Consider the following 18450-nt stretch of genomic DNA (forward strand, 5'->3'; position numbering starts at 1 on the left):
TACAGAATTTATTAGAGTTTATTATGTCAGGAAAGACCCAAAAGAAGACACAACGGTTGCAATCGGTACGCATTGACGACGTTGCCGCCGAGGGAAAGTGTCTGGTTCGTACGGAAGAAGGAGTCATATTTGTAGAAGGTCGCCTGGGTGGGCCGGTCCCCGCGCCGGGCGATGTGGTCGATCTGCGGATTGTCAAACAGAAAAAGCAGTACCGGGAAGCCGTTGTTGAAAAAATACACAGTTACGGCCCCAGCCGGGCCGAGCCGTTCTGCCCGCACTTCGGAACCTGCGGGGGCTGCAAATGGCAGCACATCCGGTACGACGAACAGCTGCGTTTTAAAGGCCAGCAGGCCGCTGATCACCTGAGCCGCATCGGTAAGGTGCAACTGCCGCCGGTTCTGCCGACGCTGCCGTCCGGAGCGACGACGTATTACCGCAATAAACTGGAATTTACCTGCGCCGATGGCCGCTGGATCACCGATGAGGAAATTCGCTCCGGAACGTCGGTTGACAAGCGGGCCGTGGGGTTTCACATCCCCAAGCGGTTCGACAAAATTCTGCCCATTGTGCATTGTTTCCTCCAGCCCGATCCGTCGAATGCCATCCGGCTGGCGGTGGCCGACTACGCCTTTCAGCACGGGCTGACCATGTACAACCTGAACACGCACGTGGGTTTTCTGCGCACGGTAATTATCCGCACGGCTTCGACGGGGCAGGTGATGGTGAACGTGCAGGTGGGCGAAGACCGCCCGGAGGAACTCAAAGGGTTGATGGAGATGCTCAGACAGACCTTTCCGCAGATTACGTCGCTGAATTACATTCTGAACCAGAAGCTGAACGATTCGTACCAGGATCAGGAAGTCATACCGTACTGGGGCAAACCGTACATTGAGGAGCAGATGGACGCGGGCATTGGCCAGCCGCTGACGTTCCGGGTCGGTCCCAAATCGTTCTACCAGACCAACGGCAGTCAGGCGTTCGAGCTTTACAAAATCACCCGGGAGTGGGCCGGATTGACAGGTTCCGAACGGGTTTACGATTTGTATACCGGCACGGGCACCATTGCTTTGTTTGTGGCCCGGCAGGCCCGGCAGGTACTCGGTATCGAGTATGTGGAGTCGGCGGTGGAAGACGCCCGCGTCAATGCCTCGATTAACGGTATTCAGAATGCGGAATTTCTGGCGGGTGATATGGGTAAAATCCTGACGCCGGAACTGTTCCAGAAATACGGAAAACCGGATGTAGTGATTACCGACCCGCCCCGCGCCGGAATGGACGAAGCCGTGACCCGAAATTTGTTGCAGGCGGCTCCCCAGCGCATTGTGTACGTGAGTTGCAACACCGCCACGCAGGCCCGCGATCTGGCGATTCTAGACGAACAATACGAAGTAAAAGCCGTTCAGCCGGTCGATATGTTCCCGCATACGCATCACGTAGAGAACATCGTCAAGCTGGAAAAGAGAAGTTAAGAATGTAGGAGTTAAGAATGATGAGTGAAGAGTTAAATGCGCCAGCCAACTCTTCACTCATCATTCTTAATTCATAACTCAAAACGGTGTTTCCTGTTGATTGGGATCGACGAAGCCGAAGTTGGAGAGGCCGCCCCCGCCCGGATTGGGCGAATTGAGGTTGTTGGCTTTGCTTTTAACGATACCGCCCTGGTTTTCGAAGGATTGAGCGCCGGACATTTTCGAATCAAATCCCGCTGACGGGCCGCTGAACGGAGCCGGTGACTGCTGCGGCATGAAGAACGAATCCAGGTCGGCAAACTTGGTGTATTTACCCACGAAGCGAAGCTGAACGGTATCGAGCGAACCACTCCGGTTTTTGGCAATGATTACTTCGCCCACGCCCGAAACCGAATTGCCGCTTTCGTCGGTCGTAATGCCGTAGTATTCAGGGCGGTACAGGAAGATAACCATATCGGCATCCTGCTCGATAGAACCCGATTCCCGAAGGTCGGAAAGCTGCGGTTTTTTGTCGCCACCCCGGGTTTCTACGGCCCGGCTCAACTGCGAGAGGGCAATGACCGGCACGTTGAGTTCTTTGGCGAGGTTTTTCATCGCCCGCGAAATGGAGGCAATTTCCTGCTCCCGGTTACCGCCCGCGCGCCCGGACGTATCGCCCGACATCAGCTGGAGGTAGTCGATTACAACCATCTGAATATCGTGCTGGGCTTTCAACCGGCGGCATTTGGCACGCATTTCCAGAATCGAGAGGGCGGGGGTGTCGTCGATGAAAATGGGCGCTTCGGTGAGCCGCTGGATTTTATGGTGAAGCTGCGCCCACTCGTGCGGGGCCAGGTTTCCTTTCTTGATTTTTTCGCTGTCGATTTCGGCTTCGGCCGATATAAGCCGGTTGACCAGCTGCACCGACGACATTTCGAGTGAGAAGATGGCAACCGCCTGCCCGAAATCAACGGCGGCATTGCGGAGCGCACTGACGACGAAAGCGGTTTTCCCCATACCGGGCCGGGCGGCCAGAATGATCAGTTCCGAGCGTTGCCAGCCGGATGTTAGCCGGTCGAGGGCGCTGAAGCCGGACGGTACGCCCGTCAGGCCGTCTTTCATATTCTTTTTCTGCTCCAGTTCGTCGAGCGCCTGCCGCATGATGGTCCCCATGTCGGCGTAGTTTTTCCGGATGTTGGATTCCGAAATCCGGAACATCGACTGTTCAATCCGGTCGAGCAGGTTAAAGACGTCGGTGGTGTCTTCGTAGGCATCCCGCTGAATCTCGTTGGCTACCGTAATGAGCGCCCGTTTGATGGAGGCTTCCGCAATAACGCGGGCGTGGTACTCAATGTTGGCCGCGGAGGTAACCCGGGTAGTCAGGTCGGTAATGTAGCCACCACCGCCGACAATCTCAATTTCGCCATTTTTTCGTAGCTGCTGCGTAACCGTCAGCATATCAACCGGTTCGGCATTACCAAACAGGGTGACGATGGCGTTATAAATTCGTTGATTGGCTTCTTTGTAAAAACTTTCCGGCTTGAGGATGTCGATAACGGCGGAAAGAGCATCTTTCTCAATCATCAGGGCACCCAGTACGGCCTCTTCCAGATCGACGGCCTGCGGGGGCAATTTTCCCAGACCCGTGGGGGTGAGCATGTGGTTTACACCATCGGACATACTGCGCCGATTGCCCATGTACGGGGTCTTCCGGAAATTAGAGTTGGTAGGACGTTCGTTCTCCATTGCACTGCAAGTATAGCCAATCCTTGGAAGAATGAAAAGGCAACTGATCGGTCCTGAAATGGTGTGTGGCGGGCAACTGGAATAGTAAGTTATTGGCTCTAAAGTACATATTCTTAACGGCCCGTCTGAAAAAAAATTAAAAAAAAATGGTCGTTTTAGCTTACGGTTAAAGTCAGTCAGCCAGAGGTCTGTTTTACGCTGTGGTATTTTGTTCGAAAGGCAGAAAAGAGTGCAAGTGATTAACCATGAAGTGTTTGCACAAATTTGAGATATTTGGGAGATAATTATTGATAATTTTTGTTGTTTAGTACGGACGAACCTCTAAATTTAGAAGGGAATTCGATTGTTCACCCTGAAAATATGCACGAAGATTTGGTAGAAAAAGTAATAACGCTTGACAACGTATCGCTCATCGACTTTTTGGGCGTTGAAAACAACAATATTAAAGAAGTCGCGGCCGCCTTTCCGATGAGCAGGATTATTTCCCGCGGCAACGAAATCCGCATTAAAGGAACGACTCCGGAAATCACCCGCATCACTGACATTCTGGATTCGCTCATCGAGCACTACCAGCGGTACGGTAAACTCACGCACGAAAACGTAAAAAGCTTTCTGAAGAATACGGAACGCGATGCGACTGCGGTTGTGCAACCGGACGACAACGTGCTGGTGTATGGCACCAAAGGCGTGATTGTGCGGGCCAAAACGGCCAATCAGCAAAAGTTGGTGGATGCGTCCGAAAAGTTTGATCTGGTGTTTGCCATTGGACCGGCCGGAACGGGTAAAACCTATACGGCGGTGGCCATTGCCGTGCGGGCTCTCAAAAACAAGGAAGTTAAGAAAATTATTATAACCCGTCCGGCCGTCGAAGCCGGCGAAAATCTAGGGTTTTTACCCGGCGACCTGAAAGAGAAAATCGACCCGTACCTGCGGCCCATTTACGACGCCCTGGACGATATGATTCCGGCCGAAAAACTGAAAACCTACATCGAAAACCGGACCATTGAAATTGCTCCGCTGGCGTATATGCGCGGTCGGACGCTGAACAATGCCTTTATTCTGCTGGACGAAGCACAGAACACGACCCCGATGCAGATGAAAATGTTTCTGACGCGGATGGGCCCCAACTCGCAAGCCATCATTACAGGCGACCGTTCGCAGATCGACTTGCCTAAAAACCAGCGTTCGGGTTTGATTGAAGCCGTTGATCTTCTGAGAGATATAAAAGGCATTGCGTGCGTTGAACTCGACGGCAGCGATGTAGTACGTCACCGGTTGGTTAAAGAAATCATCACAGCGTATGAACGGGCTGAAAAATAAACCGCTGCTCGCGGCAGTGGGGCTTTGGCTTAGTTTAGGGCTGGGGGAAGTCCGGGCGCAAACGCCCGGACTTCCCCAGCGTTGTGGGATCGACCAGCGGGAAATCATTCTGCAACAGCGCGATCCGCAACGCCTGGCCCGGCGTCAGAAACTCAACGAACAGATTCAGGAGGTCATCAGCCGTCAGAAAAAGGAAGCCCAGACGGCCCGGGTCGGTGAGGTTATTTACCGCATCCCGGTGGTGGTACACGTGGTGCATAATAACTCGTCCGGATTTATCGGCGGGGCCAATAACCCCAATATTTCCGATGAGCAGATTGCTTCCCAGATTCAGGTTTTAAACGAAGATTACCGCCGGTTGCCCAAAACACGGGGGTTTAATACCAACCCGATTGGAGCCGATACCGGAATCGAATTTTTTCTGGCCCGGGTAGATCCCGACGGTTTCCAGACCAACGGTATTACCCGGCATTATTCGGAAAAAAGCACGTTTAACGTTTACGATGGCACCAGCGGAGACGATGTGGCGCTTTCGCAGATTGCCTACTGGCCCAGCGATAAATACCTGAACATCTGGGTGACCTCGCTGCGGAATGATTACCTGGGGTATTCGCAGTTTCCGGAAGCGGAAAATATTCCCGGTTTAAATCCTACGGAAAACGAACTGACGGACGGTGTGATCATTGATTACCGGTACTTTGGCAGTGACATCGGCGCGGTAACCAGTTCAATTTACCGATATGGCCGGACGACCACCCACGAAGTGGGCCACTGGCTGGGATTGCTGCACACGTGGGGGGATGATTATTGCGGGAATGATTACTGCAACGATACGCCACCGACCGAGGGCGCCAACCAGACCACCGAGTGTGTGGACAAGTTCTCAAATTGCAACGGGACCCGAACCCGCAACCTGATCGAAAATTACCTGGATTATACGCCCGACGCCTGCATGAACCTGTTCACGCTGGATCAGAAAGCCCGGATGCGGGCCGTGATTGAAGCCAGTCCCCGGCGTCAGCGGTTGGTAAAATCGACCGATCCGCTGCCGCAAACGGAAAAACTAACGGTTAACGTATTTCCGAATCCGACCGATAAGTCATCAACGCTCGAAGTTCTTTTTACCGGTTTTCAATCGTTTCAGGTTGATTTGGTGGATGCGTCCGGACGAATCATCCGCTCCCAGAAGTACACCGAGTATCCGAGTTCCTCTATTACGCTTCCGGTGGAGACGCTGAACCGGGGTATTTATTTTGTGAAAGTGCGTACCGATAAAGAAACCGCTTCCCAACGGTTGCTGATTCATTAATAGATAGTTTTAGTTTACTGTTTTCGGTAGGCGGTTGCCGGTAAAAACGGGAATGTGCGTTAACGTATGTGAAACGGTAAACTGAACAGAGTAAAATCGAATATTCCTGCCGTATGATTGAAGTTATTCAGATAACCAGCCCGGCTGAAATGAAGCACATCTTTGCCATCCGGGAAGAAGTGTTTGTCAAGGAGCAAAATGTGCCAGCGGAAGATGAGTACGATGAATTCGAGCCGGTTAGCCGCCATTTTATGGCCCTGTGCGACGGAACCCCCTGCGGAACCGCCCGGTGGCGCAAAACCTCGAACGGGATCAAGCTGGAACGGTTTGCCGTGCTGACCCCGTTTCGCGGAAAGGGAGTAGGGCAGGCGCTGGTGCAGGCCGTGCTGGACGATGTGTTCAGTCAGCAGCCCGAACCCATCGAATCCATCTACCTGAATTCGCAGGTTACAGCCATGCCGTTGTACGCCAAATTTGGTTTTAAAGCCGTTGGGCCGATGTTTGATGAGTGCGGTATTCAGCACTACAAGATGGTTTTGCCGCCTTCTTCTTTTCCTGCCTGATGCTTCGCTGGAACGCTTTCCCGTTTGTTCGCTACGGAATAGCCCTGATGGGCGGAATCATCGCCTATCTTTTTTTTCCGGGAATTGATAAACTTATACTTCTATATTTGCTTGTCGATGCAACAGTATTTTTTGCCGCATTCTGGCTAAAGTTACCAGCAATCGGACTTGTAAAAGGGGTGAGCGGATTGCTGGCGCTGGGTTGTCTGGGCTGGCTGGTGACCGCGTTGCATACGGCTTCAACCCATACGAATAACCTTATTCACCTTCAAAAGCCGATTCGCGCTTACCGGGCCGTGGTGGGTTCGCAGGCCGAAAACCGTGCCAAAACTTTTCGGCTCGAACTGGATCTGAAAACCGTGCTGACCGACAGCACCTGGCAACCGGCGAGCGGTCGGCTGATTGTGTATATCGCTAAAACCGTTTCGAAAAAGCCGCGTTACGGCGACATCTGGCTTGTTCGGGGCGCTCCCCGCACCATTGATCCACCCCTGAACCCCGGCGAATTCAATTACAAACGACACCTGGCCAATCGGGGCATTTACCACCAGCAGTACTTGCAGCCAACGGACCGCATCGTCATGGGGTATCAACCTGAAAACCGGCTGACGGCCCTGGCCTACGGTATCAACGAATGGGCCGACAGTGTTTTTACGGGTCATCTGGGCCACGGTCCCGAATTTGCCATTGTCAAGGCCATGATTCTGGGCGTCCGCGACGGTATTGATCCGGATTTGCAACAGGCGTATTCGGCCGCGGGAGCCGTGCATGTTCTCTCGGTTTCGGGGCTACACGTGGGCGTTTTGTTTGCGGCTCTGAGTTTCGTGCTGGCTTTTCTGAAACGAAACCGGCACGGAAAGTTTCTGTTTGCCGCCCTCATGCTTGGGCTGCTCTGGTTTTATGCGCTGATGACGGGGTTTTCGGCGCCGGTGCTGGGGTCGGCTTTTATGTTTTCGCTGCTGCTGATCGGACAAACCATCGGACGGTCTAACAACCCGCTCAATACGCTGGCGGCTTCGGCGTTTCTGATCCTGCTGATGGACCCTTACGCCCTGACCACCGCCGGTTTTCAGCTTTCTTACCTGGCTGTTGGCGGCTTACTGCTGTGGCACCGCAGTCTGTATCAGAGCATTACATTTCGGTACCGCTGGGCCGACTGGCTCTGGCAGCTCACCGCCGTGGCGCTGGTCGCCCAGCTGCTGACTTTTCCGCTGGGGTTGTTTTACTTTCACCAGTTCCCGACCTACTTCTGGCTGGCCAATCCGGTGGTGATTCCCCTTTCTTCGCTGGTGCTGATTCTGGCGATGGGCCTGCTGGTGGTGGGCTGGATACCGTACGTTGGTTTGGCCGTAGGGAAGGTATTGTTCGGGGCGATGTGGCTGCTGAATCAAGCTATTTTATGGACGGAAAAACTGCCTTTCTCCATCCTGAAACCACTTACAGCCACGCCCTGGGAACTGCTGTTGCTCTATGCGCTTATTCTTTTTGGGATTATTTGGCTGGTCCGGCGCGAAAAGCGGTACGGGTGGGTGATGGTGGTCAGTGCGCTGCTGTTAACGGCATCGGTGGGCTGGACCACGATTTTACGAAAAAAACAGCGGTTACTGATCGTGCATTTTGTCCCGCATACATCGGCCATCAGTTTTGTGGAAGGAACTTCGGCGGTGTTTCTGACCCCGGAAGCACGCAATGACACCAGCCGGGAAGTGACCTTTTACGTCCGCAACACCTGGGATAGTCTGGGCGTGAGCCGGATCACCTATGCGCAGCCCGACCGTACGCCGAGGCAACTGCCGTTTTATCAGAATAAAGCCGTGTCGTTGGTATCGTGGCAGGGGAAAAGCATTCTGCTGGTTCATCGCATTCCGAAAAAAGAGGGCTGGCGTTTACCGGCCGTGGTGGATTTTGCCATCATCAGCCGCAATGCCGTGCAGTCGTGGAACGATCTGAAAGGACGCGTGGCCGCCCGGCACATTATTTTTGACGATTCGAGCAAAACTCCGCTGACGGATCGGTTACTGACCGAAGCCCGGCACCGGGGCATCCCGTGCCATTCTGTCCGGCAGCAGGGAGCCTATGTCTTCAAATTCTGATTCGGCGGGGAGCCGTTGCTTGTTGGTTCTGGAAATGCGTTTACATTTGCGACATTTCCAGAAATTACAACAAACACGTCATGGCTTCTTTCGATATTGTCAGCAAAGTAGATATGCAAACCCTGGACAACGCCATCAATGTAGCGGTTAAGGAAATTGCGAACCGGTATGATTTGCGGAACAGCAAAACCAGCGTTGACCTGAACAAAAAAGACCTGAACATCCGGATTGAAACCGATAACGACATGAGTCTCAAGTCGGTGGAGGATATTCTGCTGGCCCGGATGGTCAAACAGGGCGTCGATGGGCGGAGTCTGGACTTTTCGGCCGAACCCCAGCCGTCGGGAAACCGGTTGCGCCGGGATCTGAAAGTCCGGCAGGGACTCGACAAGGACCAGCAGCGCAAGATTCTGAAACTGATCAAAGACAGCTTTCCTAAAATAACGGCACAGGCCATGGATGACCAGGTCCGGGTGACGAGCAAAAAAATCGATGATTTGCAGGCCGTTATTGCCATGCTGCGCCGGGCCGAACTGGACATTTCTTTGCAGTTTGTAAACATGAAAAGCTAAACTTTTTTGCTGAACCCTACGTTTTTCAGGTATGGACAAACAGGAAAAAATCCGTAAAGCCTACACCGATTTTGTGCTGGAAAACGGAACCCCACCACCCAGTATTTTTCAGTTAGCGAAAAAACTGAAGCTTTCGGAAGCCGAATTTTACCAGGAATACACGTCTTTCGAATCCATTGAAGCCGACATCTGGCTGGGCTTTTTCAAACAGGCGCTCGACACCCTGGAAGCCGATCCGGTTTACCAGACTTATTCCGTGCGCGAAAAGCTGCTCGCTTTTTACTACACCTGGATTGAAGTGCTCAAGGCCCAGCGCAGTGTTGCGGTGTTTAGTTACAACCGGATTCGGGAGGGGATGGCTACGGTGTCGCCCGTGGCGAAGGTGCGGATGAACCGGCAGTCGCCCCGGATTTTGCAACCGTTTAAAGAAGCCTATTACGAGTACGTTCGCGACCTGCTGGCCGAAGGGCGGGAAAGCAAGGAAGTTGAACCGCGGCCTTTTCTGGCCGACCGGTACGCCGACGGGTTGTGGGCGCAAACCCTGTTTATTCTCCAGTTCTGGGTGAACGACGTCAGCAAAAACTTTGAGAAAACCGACACGGCAATCGAAAAATCGGTCAACACGGCTTTTGATCTGATTGGCCGCTCCCCGCTGGATTCCCTGTTTGATCTGGCCAAATTTATTTATCACAATCGGTAACGGAATGATGAAGCCGCAACGATGAAGGACGGCGGTTTGTCCGCTTTCAGGCATCGTTTGTAACTCATTATTCATCACTTTAGAGATGAAGACGCAAAATCATATTCCGACCAGCAAGGTGGCCCGGGCCAGTCAGTTTGTCAAAGCAGGGGTGAAGGTGGGCGGAAATTACCTGAAGCATTACGGCAAAAAATTGCTCGACCCTGAATTAACCAAGGAGGAACTGCACCAGGATAATGCAACGGATATTTACAAGGCCCTGAGCGAACTGAAAGGTAGCGCCCTGAAAATGGCCCAGATGCTGAGCATGGATCGGAGTATTCTGCCACGCGCTTACATCGATCAGTTTGCCATGTCGCAGTATTCGGCCCCCCCGCTGTCGGGGCCGCTGGTGGTCAAGCTGTTTCGTACGTATTTCGGTAAAACACCCCAGCAGATTTACGACCAGTTCGACATGAACGCCGTCAACGCGGCTTCGATCGGGCAGGTGCATCAGGCCTGGAAAGACGGCAAAAAACTGGCAGTCAAGGTGCAGTATCCGGGCGTGGCCGACAGCGTGAGTTCAGATTTGCGGATTGCCAAACCGCTGGCGATCCGGCTGCTGAACCTGAACGAAAAGGACATCAACCGCTACATGGGTGAGGTCGAGTCGAAGCTGCTGGAAGAAACCGACTATGAACTGGAGCTAACCCGTTCGATGTATATTTCGGAGCAGTGTGCGTCGATTCCTAACCTGGTTTTTCCGACGTATTACCCCGATCTATCGAGCAAACGCATTCTGACGATGGACTGGCTGGACGGTTTTCACCTGAAAGATTTTCTGAAAACCAATCCGTCGCCCGAAATTCGTGACCGCATCGGGCAGGCGTTGTGGGACTTTTATAATTACCAGATTCACGACCTGCGGCAGGTTCATGCCGACCCGCACCCGGGTAATTTCCTGATGCGCCCCGACGGCACCCTGGGCGTGATCGATTTCGGCTGTGTGAAGGTGATTCCGGATTTTTTCTACGATAATTATTTTCGGCTGATTAATTTCGACACGCTCGACGATGACCGGGCCACGATGGAAATTTTCCGGAATCTGGAGTTTATTGTGCCCGAGGATTCGCCCAAAGAGCAGGCGTTTTTTGCCGATCTGTTCAAGAAAATGATTGTTCTGCTGGGCAAACCGTTCGCTACGCAGACCTTTGATTTTGGCGATAATACCTATTTCGACACGGTTTACGCTTTTGCCGAGGACCTGGCCAACGTCGAGGAGTTGAAAAACTCGAAAGTGGCCCGGGGGTCGCAGCACGGTTTATATATCAACCGGACGTATTTTGGCCTGTATTCGATGCTTAACGAACTGAAGGCCAAGGTTGTAACGCACAAGCCGGACTGGTTGATTTCCAGGAGACTGCGGCTTGAAATGCAAAACGCGGGCTAGATGAAGCGGATCATGCGGTATTTTCGTTTACCTTTGAACTTGCATCCGCTTCATCTAGCTCAATGAGTAAACCGCGTTTTGACGATATTTTTATGGAACTGGCCGTTAATCTTTCCAAACGGTCGCATTGCATCAAAGCGCAGGTTGGCGCAGTACTGGCGAAAGACACCCGGATTATTTCCATCGGTTACAACGGCCCGCCATCCGGCACCCACAACTGTGATGAGGAATTTCCGGGCGTGGGTTGCCCCCGCGATTCGAAAGGCAGTTGTTCGCTGGCGCTTCATGCGGAGCAGAATGCCATTTTGTATGCCTCCAAAAACGGGGCGGTGGTCGAAGGAGCAACGATTTTTGTCACGCTATCGCCCTGTATTGCCTGCGCCCGGATTATTTTCAGCATGAAAATCGCCAAAGTGGTTTTCCTGCATTCCTACGCCCGCTACAAGGGTATTCCGACCGACGAGGGGGTTGAGTTTTTGCGTAAATTCGGTGTTGAAACGGTCCAGTACCAGCCGAGCGAAGGGTTCGAAGCGGCATTTGTGCAGGGCGACCCGCATCTGTAGGCGGTTGAATCAATGAATATTCTAGCACATGCATACCTGGCGGGCGACGACGAGGGCCTGATTATTGGGAATTTTATCGCCGATTTCATCAAAGGAAATCCCGAACACCCCCGGCATGGCTTATCCGCCGGGGTACAGCGGGGTATCTGGCTGCACCGGCAGATTGATACCTTTACCGATCAGCACCCCCTGGTGGAAGAAATGCGGATTCTGGTTCGTCCGCGCTGCCACAAATACGCCGGAGCCGCCATCGATGTGTTTCTGGATCACTTCCTGGCGGTTCAGTTTTCGGAGATCGCCCGGCAGCCGCTGCCGCTATTCGTGCGGCAGTTTTACAACATTATACAGAGCCAGCGAGATCAATTACCGGAGGGTGCCCGGCGGATGAGCGATTACATGATTCAGTATGACTGGCTGACGGGGTACCAATCGCTGGACGGTATCGACCGAAGCCTGAAGGGCATTGCCCGCCGGACGGCTTTCCCCTCGAATCTCGACACCGCTATTGAGGATTTAAACACCAATTACCGTAGTTTTGAACGGTATTTTCGCCAGTTTTTTCCCCTGTTACAGCAGCATGTCCTTGATTTTCTGGCGGCTGACGAACCGGCTTTATAGGGGTTTTTACTTTGCTATTGTTAACGTATATCTACTATCGTTATGAGTCCGGCTGTTGATCAAATTCTGAAGGATATTCGAAAGGAAAATTACGCCCCGGTGTATTTGCTGCACGGGGAGGAGCCGTATTTTGTCGATCTGATTGCCGAAGAAATCGAAAAAACCGTGGTGCCGGAGCACGAAAAGGGCTTCAACCAGTTTGTGGTTTTCGGGAAAGATACGCAGGTCGGCGCGGTGATTAACATGGCCCGGCGTTATCCGTTTATGGCCGACCGCCAGTTGGTGCTCGTAAAAGAAGCGCAGCAATTGGGCGGTCTGGGCGAAAAAGCCAATCAGACGCTACTGGAGGAATACAGCAAAGCGCCTTTGCCGTCTACAGTGCTGGTGTTGTGCCATACCGGTGCGTTCGACGAGCGCAAGGCTCTGGCGAAAGCCATCGGGCAGAAAGGCGTTCTGCTCAATTCCAAAAAGCTCTACGACAACAAGGTGCCCGACTGGATTGGGGAGTACTGCCGCCAGCAGAATGTAAAAATCAGCCTGAAAGCCATTCAGATGCTGTTTGATTACATCGGTAACGATCTCAAGCGGCTGTCTGGGGAGATCGACAAAATAATGATCAACCTCAAAGCCGGTGAAGAAATCAGCGCCGATACCGTTGAGCGGCTGGTGGGCATCAGCAAGGAATATAACGTGTTTGAATTGCAGAAGGCCCTCACGCTGCGGGATGTGCTGAAAGCAAACCGGATCGCCGATTATTTCAGCCGCAATCCGAAGGATAATCCGCTGCCGCCCATGCTCATTATCCTGTACCAGTTTTTTACGAAAGTCCTGATGGTACAGGCATCCCGCGACCAGTCGGACAAAGGACTGTCGGCGTTACTGGGCGTTCACACCTTTTTTGTTAAAGATTACCTGCAAACCGCCCGGGCGTATCCGTTGTGGAAGGTAGCCCACATTATCCGGTCCATTCGCCAGGCCGACGCGCTTTCGAAAGGCATCGACGCACCGACCCTGAACGAAGGCGCTATCCTCAAACAACTCGTGTACGACATTCTTCACTAAGCGTTTCGGCCTTTTTCCATCGCTTGACAGGTGCTTCAGGCCGGATGCGGAAGGTGCCTGTTGGTCTAAAATGCAAAAAACCGCCCTGGTGAAGGCGGTTTTTTTAGCGTGTAGCGGGGACGAGATTTGAACTCGTGGCCTCAGGGTTATGAATCCTGTGCTCTAACCAACTGAGCTACCCCGCCAGATTTTTCGTGCCACAAAAGTAAGAAAAAAAAATTGTACTCCAAATCAGCTTTGTGAGGACCGTGTTAAAATTCTGCTAACTTTGCCCCGTTACCCATTAAAACTCACTGATATGGAAAAATATAAATTTGTTGCGGAATATGAACTTCGGGCCTCTCCGAAAGTCCTTTTTCCCTATATCAGCACCGCTTCCGGGCTTTCTCAATGGTTTGCCAACAAGGTTAATGTGCGTCCGGATCAACAGTACGACTTTTTCTGGGATAATGAAAGTCATCTGGCCCGGCAGGTATCCCTCCGCCAGAATAAAAGCGTCCGTTTCGAGTTTCTGAACGGAAATGGGACGGCTGATGAACATAATTATATTGATTTCCGCGTGGATGTAAGCGAACTGACCCAATCGACGTTTTTGCGGGTGATCGATTATTCTTCCAATACCGATGCCGACGAACTTAAATCGCTTTGGAACAGTTTAATTGAAAAGTTGAAAGAAATCGTGGGTAGTTGATTGCTGATGAAAAAAATTGACAAGCTCGTACTGAAGTCGTTCTGGGGGCCCTTTGTATTGACGCTTTGTGTAGTTGTTTTTATTTTCCTGATGCGTCTGATGATGTTTTACATCGATCAGTTTGTGTCAAAAGATGTTGAATTTGCGGTTTTTGGTAAAATTCTCGTTTATTTCAGCCTCATCACCATTCCCATTGCGCTACCGCTGGCCGTCTTGTTGTCCTCCCTGATGACCTACGGTAACCTCGGTGAGTTCTTCGAGTTGACAGCCCTCAAAAGCGCCGGAATTTCTCTGACCCGGGCCATGCGCCCCCTGCTGATTGTGGCCACGGGTATTGCTATTTTTTCCTTCTGGTTTAATAATACCGTAGCTCCCTGGGCCAACCTGAAAGGCTATAGCCTACTTTGGGACATCAAATCTTCCAAAGCTACCTTAAGTATAAAGGAAGGGATTTTTTACAACGATCTGCCGGGCTACAGCATCAAGGCCGACAAGAAAGACGGCGAAACGCTGCGTGGTCTGGTCATTTACAAACACCAGGAAAACGGGCTGGAAACCGGTAACCGCGAAATTATTCTGGCGGATTCCGGGCGAATGTTTACCACACCCGATAAGCAGTACCTGATTTTTGAGCTTTACAACGGCAACGATTATACCGAGTATACCGATCATTCGTCTACTGTTTCGTACGCCAGCAACGGCACGCAAAATCCGTTGGGCAAGTTTATGCGGAACGGTTTTCAGCACTACAAACTTCGGATTAGCCTGGAGTCATTCGGGTTGAAACGAACCGACGAGCAGCAGTTCGAGTACCATGAGTACATGAAAAACCTGAGCGAACTGGCCGTGCTGACCGATTCGCTGAAGCAGGAACTCAAAACAAGCCTGGCGAATACGGCCACAACGTCCCGGCAGTATTATAGTTACCAGTTCAAACAACCCGTCGTAACGGCGGTTCCGCCCACAATCGTGTCGGCTCCGTCATCCGGTACCGCAGCCCCCGCAACACCGGCTACTCCGCCTGCGGTTCGGCCCGGTAAGTGGATCGATTCGCTGCTGGCCCGACCCGTCGATGCCCGGTTTCAGAGCGAAATGCAGGACATGGCCTTGTCGCAGGCCCGTAATATGCTGTCGTACGCCGAGTCGAACCAGACGTACCTGAAAGAGAAGGCCAAAACCGTAAACCGCTACGAACTCGAGAGCCACCATAAATTTACGCAGGCCATTTCCTGCTTCATTATGTTTCTGATCGGTGCCCCGCTGGGTGCCATTATCAAAAAAGGCGGTTTTGGGGTGCCGGTGCTGGTTTCCATTCTGTTCTTTATTTTACTGTACGTCCTGACCCTGACGGGGGATAAATACGCCAAAGATGGGTTGATCTGGGTGCCGGCCGGTGCCTGGATGGCCAATGTTATTTTGCTGCCAATCGGTTTGTACCTGATGAAGCAGGCCCGTAATGATTCCCGGCTTTTCGATAAAGACGTGTACATCATCTGGTGGGGACGTATTAAAAAACGGTATTCGGACTGGCGGGCGGGGCGCGTGCAGACCAAGATGGCCTGAAAAAATCTGCGGTAGAATTTCCAACCCTATCGAAAAAAAACGTAATTTTGCATTTCATTCAAATTTTTATTACTTTTTAGCTGTCTGACGATGTATTTAAATACCGAAAAAAAGCAAGAAATCTTTGCTGCTCAGGGGTTCAAAAGAACCACGGAAGACTCTGGGTCGGCTGAATCTCAGATCGCTCTGTTCACATTCCGGATTAACCACCTGACAGAGCACCTGAAAACTCACAAACACGATTATGGCACCCGGCTGGGCCTGCTGAAACTGGTTGGTAAGCGCCGGCGGTTGCTGGATTATCTGATCAAAAAAGACATAACGCGTTACCGGGCCATCATTGCTGAATTAGGGCTTCGGAAGTAAAACCTTCAGTACTGGTCAGGGAATCTTTCAAACAGGTTCCCTGATTTCATGTTTACGTAGTTGAGTAGATTTATTTTAGTGAGTTCTTTCCGTTCGGATGGTCCGAACAAGCGGTCGGCGAGTAGTATAAATTATTGCGGTCTTTGAGGAGAAGCAATCGGTTCAAAAAGCGGCTGTTGTGCGTTTTATTCTCAAGTTATGTCACAAATCATCACACACTCCATTAACCTCCCTGACGGACGTACAATCACCATCGAAACGGGCAAACTGGCCCGCCAGGCTGATGGTGCCGTCGTGGTTCGGCTGGGCGATACCATGTTGCTGGCAACAGTCGTATCGAGTAAAGAAGCGAAAGAAGGCGTCGATTTTCTGCCACTTTCCGTCGATTATCAGGAAAAATTCGCATCAGCCGGACGGATTCCGGGCAGCTTTCAGCGCCGGGAAGGTCGGTTGAGCGATCACGAGATATTAATTAGCCGGCTGGTTGACCGGGCGCTGCGCCCGATTTTCCCCGACGATTATCATGCCGATACGCAGGTTATGATTACCCTGATTTCGGCGGACCCCGAGGTACAGCCCGATGCGCTGGCCGCCCTGGCGGCTTCGTCGGCGCTTGCCGTTTCCGATATTCCGTTTAACGGTCCGATTTCGGAAGTGCGGGTAGCAAAAATCGACGGTGAATACCGGGTCAACCCCAAAACGTCCGATCTGGAACGGGCGACGCTGGATCTGATCGTAGCGGCTACCAGTAAGGACATTTGTATGGTGGAAGGCCATATGGACGAATGTTCGGAAGAGGAAGTGGTCGAGGCTCTGAAAGCCGCTCACGAAGTCATTAAAGCGCAGTGCGCCATCCAGAAAGAACTGGAAGCCTCCGTTGGCAAACAGCAGAAGCGGGTGTACAGCCACGAAACGCATGATGAAGAACTGCGTCAGTTGGTGCATCAGCAGACCTACGACAAGGTGTATGCCGTAGCCCGACTGGCCAATAACAACAAGAAAGTTCGCAGCGAGTCGTTCAAAGCCGTTTTCGAAGAATTCAAAGCCACCCTGTTCCCAGATGGCCAGGAAGATTCGGCCAAACTGGCCCTGGCGAAAACCTATTTCCACGATGTACAGTGGGAAGCTTCGCGCCGGTTGGTGCTCGACGAGCGGATTCGGCTGGATGGACGTAAACTGGACGAAATTCGTACCATTACGTCGGAAGTTGATTATCTGCCTTCAGCCCACGGCTCGGCGGTCTTTACGCGCGGTGAAACCCAGTCGCTGACGACTGTAACACTTGGCACGAAAATGGATGAGCAGATTGTCGATCAGGCGATGTTCCAGGGCTTTTCCAAGTTCCTGCTCCATTACAATTTCCCCGGTTTTTCAACGGGTGAGGTAAAACCAAACCGGGGTGCGGGCCGCCGGGAAATCGGTCACGGAAACCTGGCTCACCGGGCCTTGAAAAAAGTCCTGCCGCCGGAAGCGGATAACCCGTACACCATCCGCATCGTTTCTGATATTCTGGAATCCAACGGATCGTCGTCGATGGCGACGGTTTGCGCCGGAACGCTGGCCCTGATGGATGCCGGGGTAAAAATCAAAGCACCCGTGGCCGGAATTGCCATGGGACTGATTACCGACAATGCCGGCAAGTACGCCGTTCTGTCTGACATCCTGGGCGATGAAGATCATCTGGGTGATATGGACTTTAAGGTAACGGGTACGGAAGCAGGGATTACGGCCTGTCAGATGGACATCAAGGTAGACGGTTTGTCGTATGATGTGCTGACCGAAGCCCTGAAACAGGCACGGGCGGGCCGTTTGCACATTCTGGGCGAAATGAACAAAACGCTGTCGGCTCCCCGTCCGGATCTGAAACCCCACGCTCCCCGGGCGGTTACGATTAAGATCGACCGTGAATTCATCGGTGCCGTTATCGGGCCGGGTGGTAAAGTGGTTCAGGAAATCCAGAAAGAATCCGGAGCCACCATTGTTATCGAAGAGAAAGACAATGCGGGTTACGTCAATATTTTTGCGACGAACCAGACCAGCATGGATAAAGCCGTTTCCCGGATTAAAGGCATTGCCACGGTTCCGGAAGTGGGCGAGATTTACGATGGCAAAGTAAAAACCATCATGCCGTTTGGCGCGTTCGTTGAATTCCTGCCGGGCAAAGATGGTTTATTGCATATTTCCGAGATTAAGTGGGATCGTTTGGAAACGATGGAAGGCGTTCTGGAAGTCGGCGAAGAAGTCCGGGTGAAATTGATCGACATCGACAAAAAGACCGGAAAATACCGTCTCTCGCGCAAAATTTTGCTTCCCAAGCCAGTGAACAAAAATCCAGCCTGATTTGTTACTTTTAATGTACAGGATCAGCTTGTGATTTCGTTACTAATTGGACTGAGACGGCTTCCCG

The 18450-nt window shown here is 52.1% G+C and carries 16 protein-coding genes and 1 tRNA gene; 15 read left to right on the top strand and 2 right to left on the bottom strand.

The annotated features are described in order from the left end of the window. The first annotated feature begins 23 nt into the window (after positions 1-23). Entirely contained in the window at positions 24-1469 is a 1446-nt protein-coding gene (rlmD, locus tag LX87_RS10790; RefSeq protein ID WP_111628201.1) for a 23S rRNA (uracil(1939)-C(5))-methyltransferase RlmD, read from the top strand. A gap of 78 nt (positions 1470-1547) precedes the next feature. Here the strand turns inward: rlmD and dnaB are convergent, their stop codons facing one another. Further along, the gene (gene dnaB, locus LX87_RS10795) at positions 1548-3194 is read right to left on the bottom strand and encodes a replicative DNA helicase (protein ID WP_111628202.1); all 1647 of its coding nucleotides are present in this window, start codon (positions 3192-3194) and stop codon (positions 1548-1550) included. Between the two features lie 372 nt (positions 3195-3566). On the opposite strand from dnaB, the gene LX87_RS10800 reads away from it, so the two are divergent. The 10 genes from LX87_RS10800 to holA all read left to right on the top strand — a co-directional run bounded on the left by LX87_RS10800 (position 3567) and on the right by holA (position 13423). Next, positions 3567-4514, top strand: coding sequence for a PhoH family protein (locus tag LX87_RS10800; protein ID WP_111628366.1), 948 nt, complete (start codon positions 3567-3569; stop codon positions 4512-4514). After that, positions 4495-5823 carry a M43 family zinc metalloprotease gene (locus LX87_RS10805; protein WP_111628203.1) on the top strand — a complete coding sequence of 443 codons (1329 nt, stop codon included), beginning with the start codon at positions 4495-4497 and terminating at the stop codon, positions 5821-5823. Before LX87_RS10800 ends, LX87_RS10805 begins: the two co-directional genes overlap by 20 nt. Positions 5824-5936: 113 nt before the next feature. Next, complete coding sequence (locus LX87_RS10810) at positions 5937-6386, top strand: GNAT family N-acetyltransferase (RefSeq protein ID WP_111628204.1); 450 nt, start codon at positions 5937-5939, stop codon at positions 6384-6386. After that, a complete protein-coding gene (locus LX87_RS10815) occupies positions 6386-8479 on the top strand; it encodes a ComEC/Rec2 family competence protein (protein WP_111628205.1) in 2094 nt (697 codons plus the stop codon). Before LX87_RS10810 ends, LX87_RS10815 begins: the two co-directional genes overlap by 1 nt. An 80-nt stretch (positions 8480-8559) precedes the next feature. Beyond that, on the top strand, positions 8560-9051 hold the full coding sequence (locus LX87_RS10820) for a YajQ family cyclic di-GMP-binding protein (protein WP_111628206.1): 492 nt from the start codon (positions 8560-8562) through the stop codon (positions 9049-9051). 31 nt (positions 9052-9082) lie between these two features. Then, complete coding sequence (locus LX87_RS10825) at positions 9083-9751, top strand: TetR family transcriptional regulator C-terminal domain-containing protein (RefSeq protein WP_111628207.1); 669 nt, start codon at positions 9083-9085, stop codon at positions 9749-9751. Between the two features lie 85 nt (positions 9752-9836). After that, on the top strand, positions 9837-11180 hold the full coding sequence (locus LX87_RS10830; protein ID WP_111628208.1) for an ABC1 kinase family protein: 1344 nt from the start codon (positions 9837-9839) through the stop codon (positions 11178-11180). Between the two features lie 62 nt (positions 11181-11242). Next, a complete protein-coding gene (locus tag LX87_RS10835; protein WP_111628209.1) occupies positions 11243-11743 on the top strand; it encodes a deoxycytidylate deaminase in 501 nt (166 codons plus the stop codon). Between the two features lie 12 nt (positions 11744-11755). After that, on the top strand, positions 11756-12361 hold the full coding sequence (locus LX87_RS10840) for an acyl carrier protein phosphodiesterase (protein WP_111628210.1): 606 nt from the start codon (positions 11756-11758) through the stop codon (positions 12359-12361). A gap of 42 nt (positions 12362-12403) precedes the next feature. Then, entirely contained in the window at positions 12404-13423 is a 1020-nt protein-coding gene (gene holA, locus LX87_RS10845; RefSeq protein ID WP_111628211.1) for a DNA polymerase III subunit delta, read from the top strand. A gap of 111 nt (positions 13424-13534) precedes the next feature. Here the strand turns inward: holA and LX87_RS10850 are convergent. After that, positions 13535-13608: transfer RNA gene (locus LX87_RS10850), tRNA-Met, on the bottom strand. Between the two features lie 113 nt (positions 13609-13721). Between LX87_RS10850 and LX87_RS10855 the strand changes: the two genes are divergently transcribed. The 4 genes from LX87_RS10855 to pnp all read left to right on the top strand — a co-directional run bounded on the left by LX87_RS10855 (position 13722) and on the right by pnp (position 18383). Then, a complete protein-coding gene (locus LX87_RS10855; RefSeq protein WP_111628212.1) occupies positions 13722-14114 on the top strand; it encodes an START-like domain-containing protein in 393 nt (130 codons plus the stop codon). Positions 14115-14120: 6 nt separating this feature from the next. After that, positions 14121-15677 (top strand): LptF/LptG family permease, encoded by a 1557-nt coding sequence (locus tag LX87_RS10860; RefSeq protein WP_111628367.1) that lies wholly within the window; start codon positions 14121-14123, stop codon positions 15675-15677. Positions 15678-15767: 90 nt separating this feature from the next. After that, entirely contained in the window at positions 15768-16043 is a 276-nt protein-coding gene (gene rpsO / locus LX87_RS10865; RefSeq protein WP_111628213.1) for a 30S ribosomal protein S15, read from the top strand. Positions 16044-16241: 198 nt separating this feature from the next. Then, a complete protein-coding gene (gene pnp, locus LX87_RS10870; RefSeq protein WP_111628214.1) occupies positions 16242-18383 on the top strand; it encodes a polyribonucleotide nucleotidyltransferase in 2142 nt (713 codons plus the stop codon). Positions 18384-18450 lie beyond the last annotated feature (67 nt).

Source organism: Larkinella arboricola, assembly GCF_003259745.1.
In the GTDB taxonomy this organism is placed as follows: Bacteria; Bacteroidota; Bacteroidia; order Cytophagales; family Spirosomataceae; genus Larkinella; species Larkinella arboricola.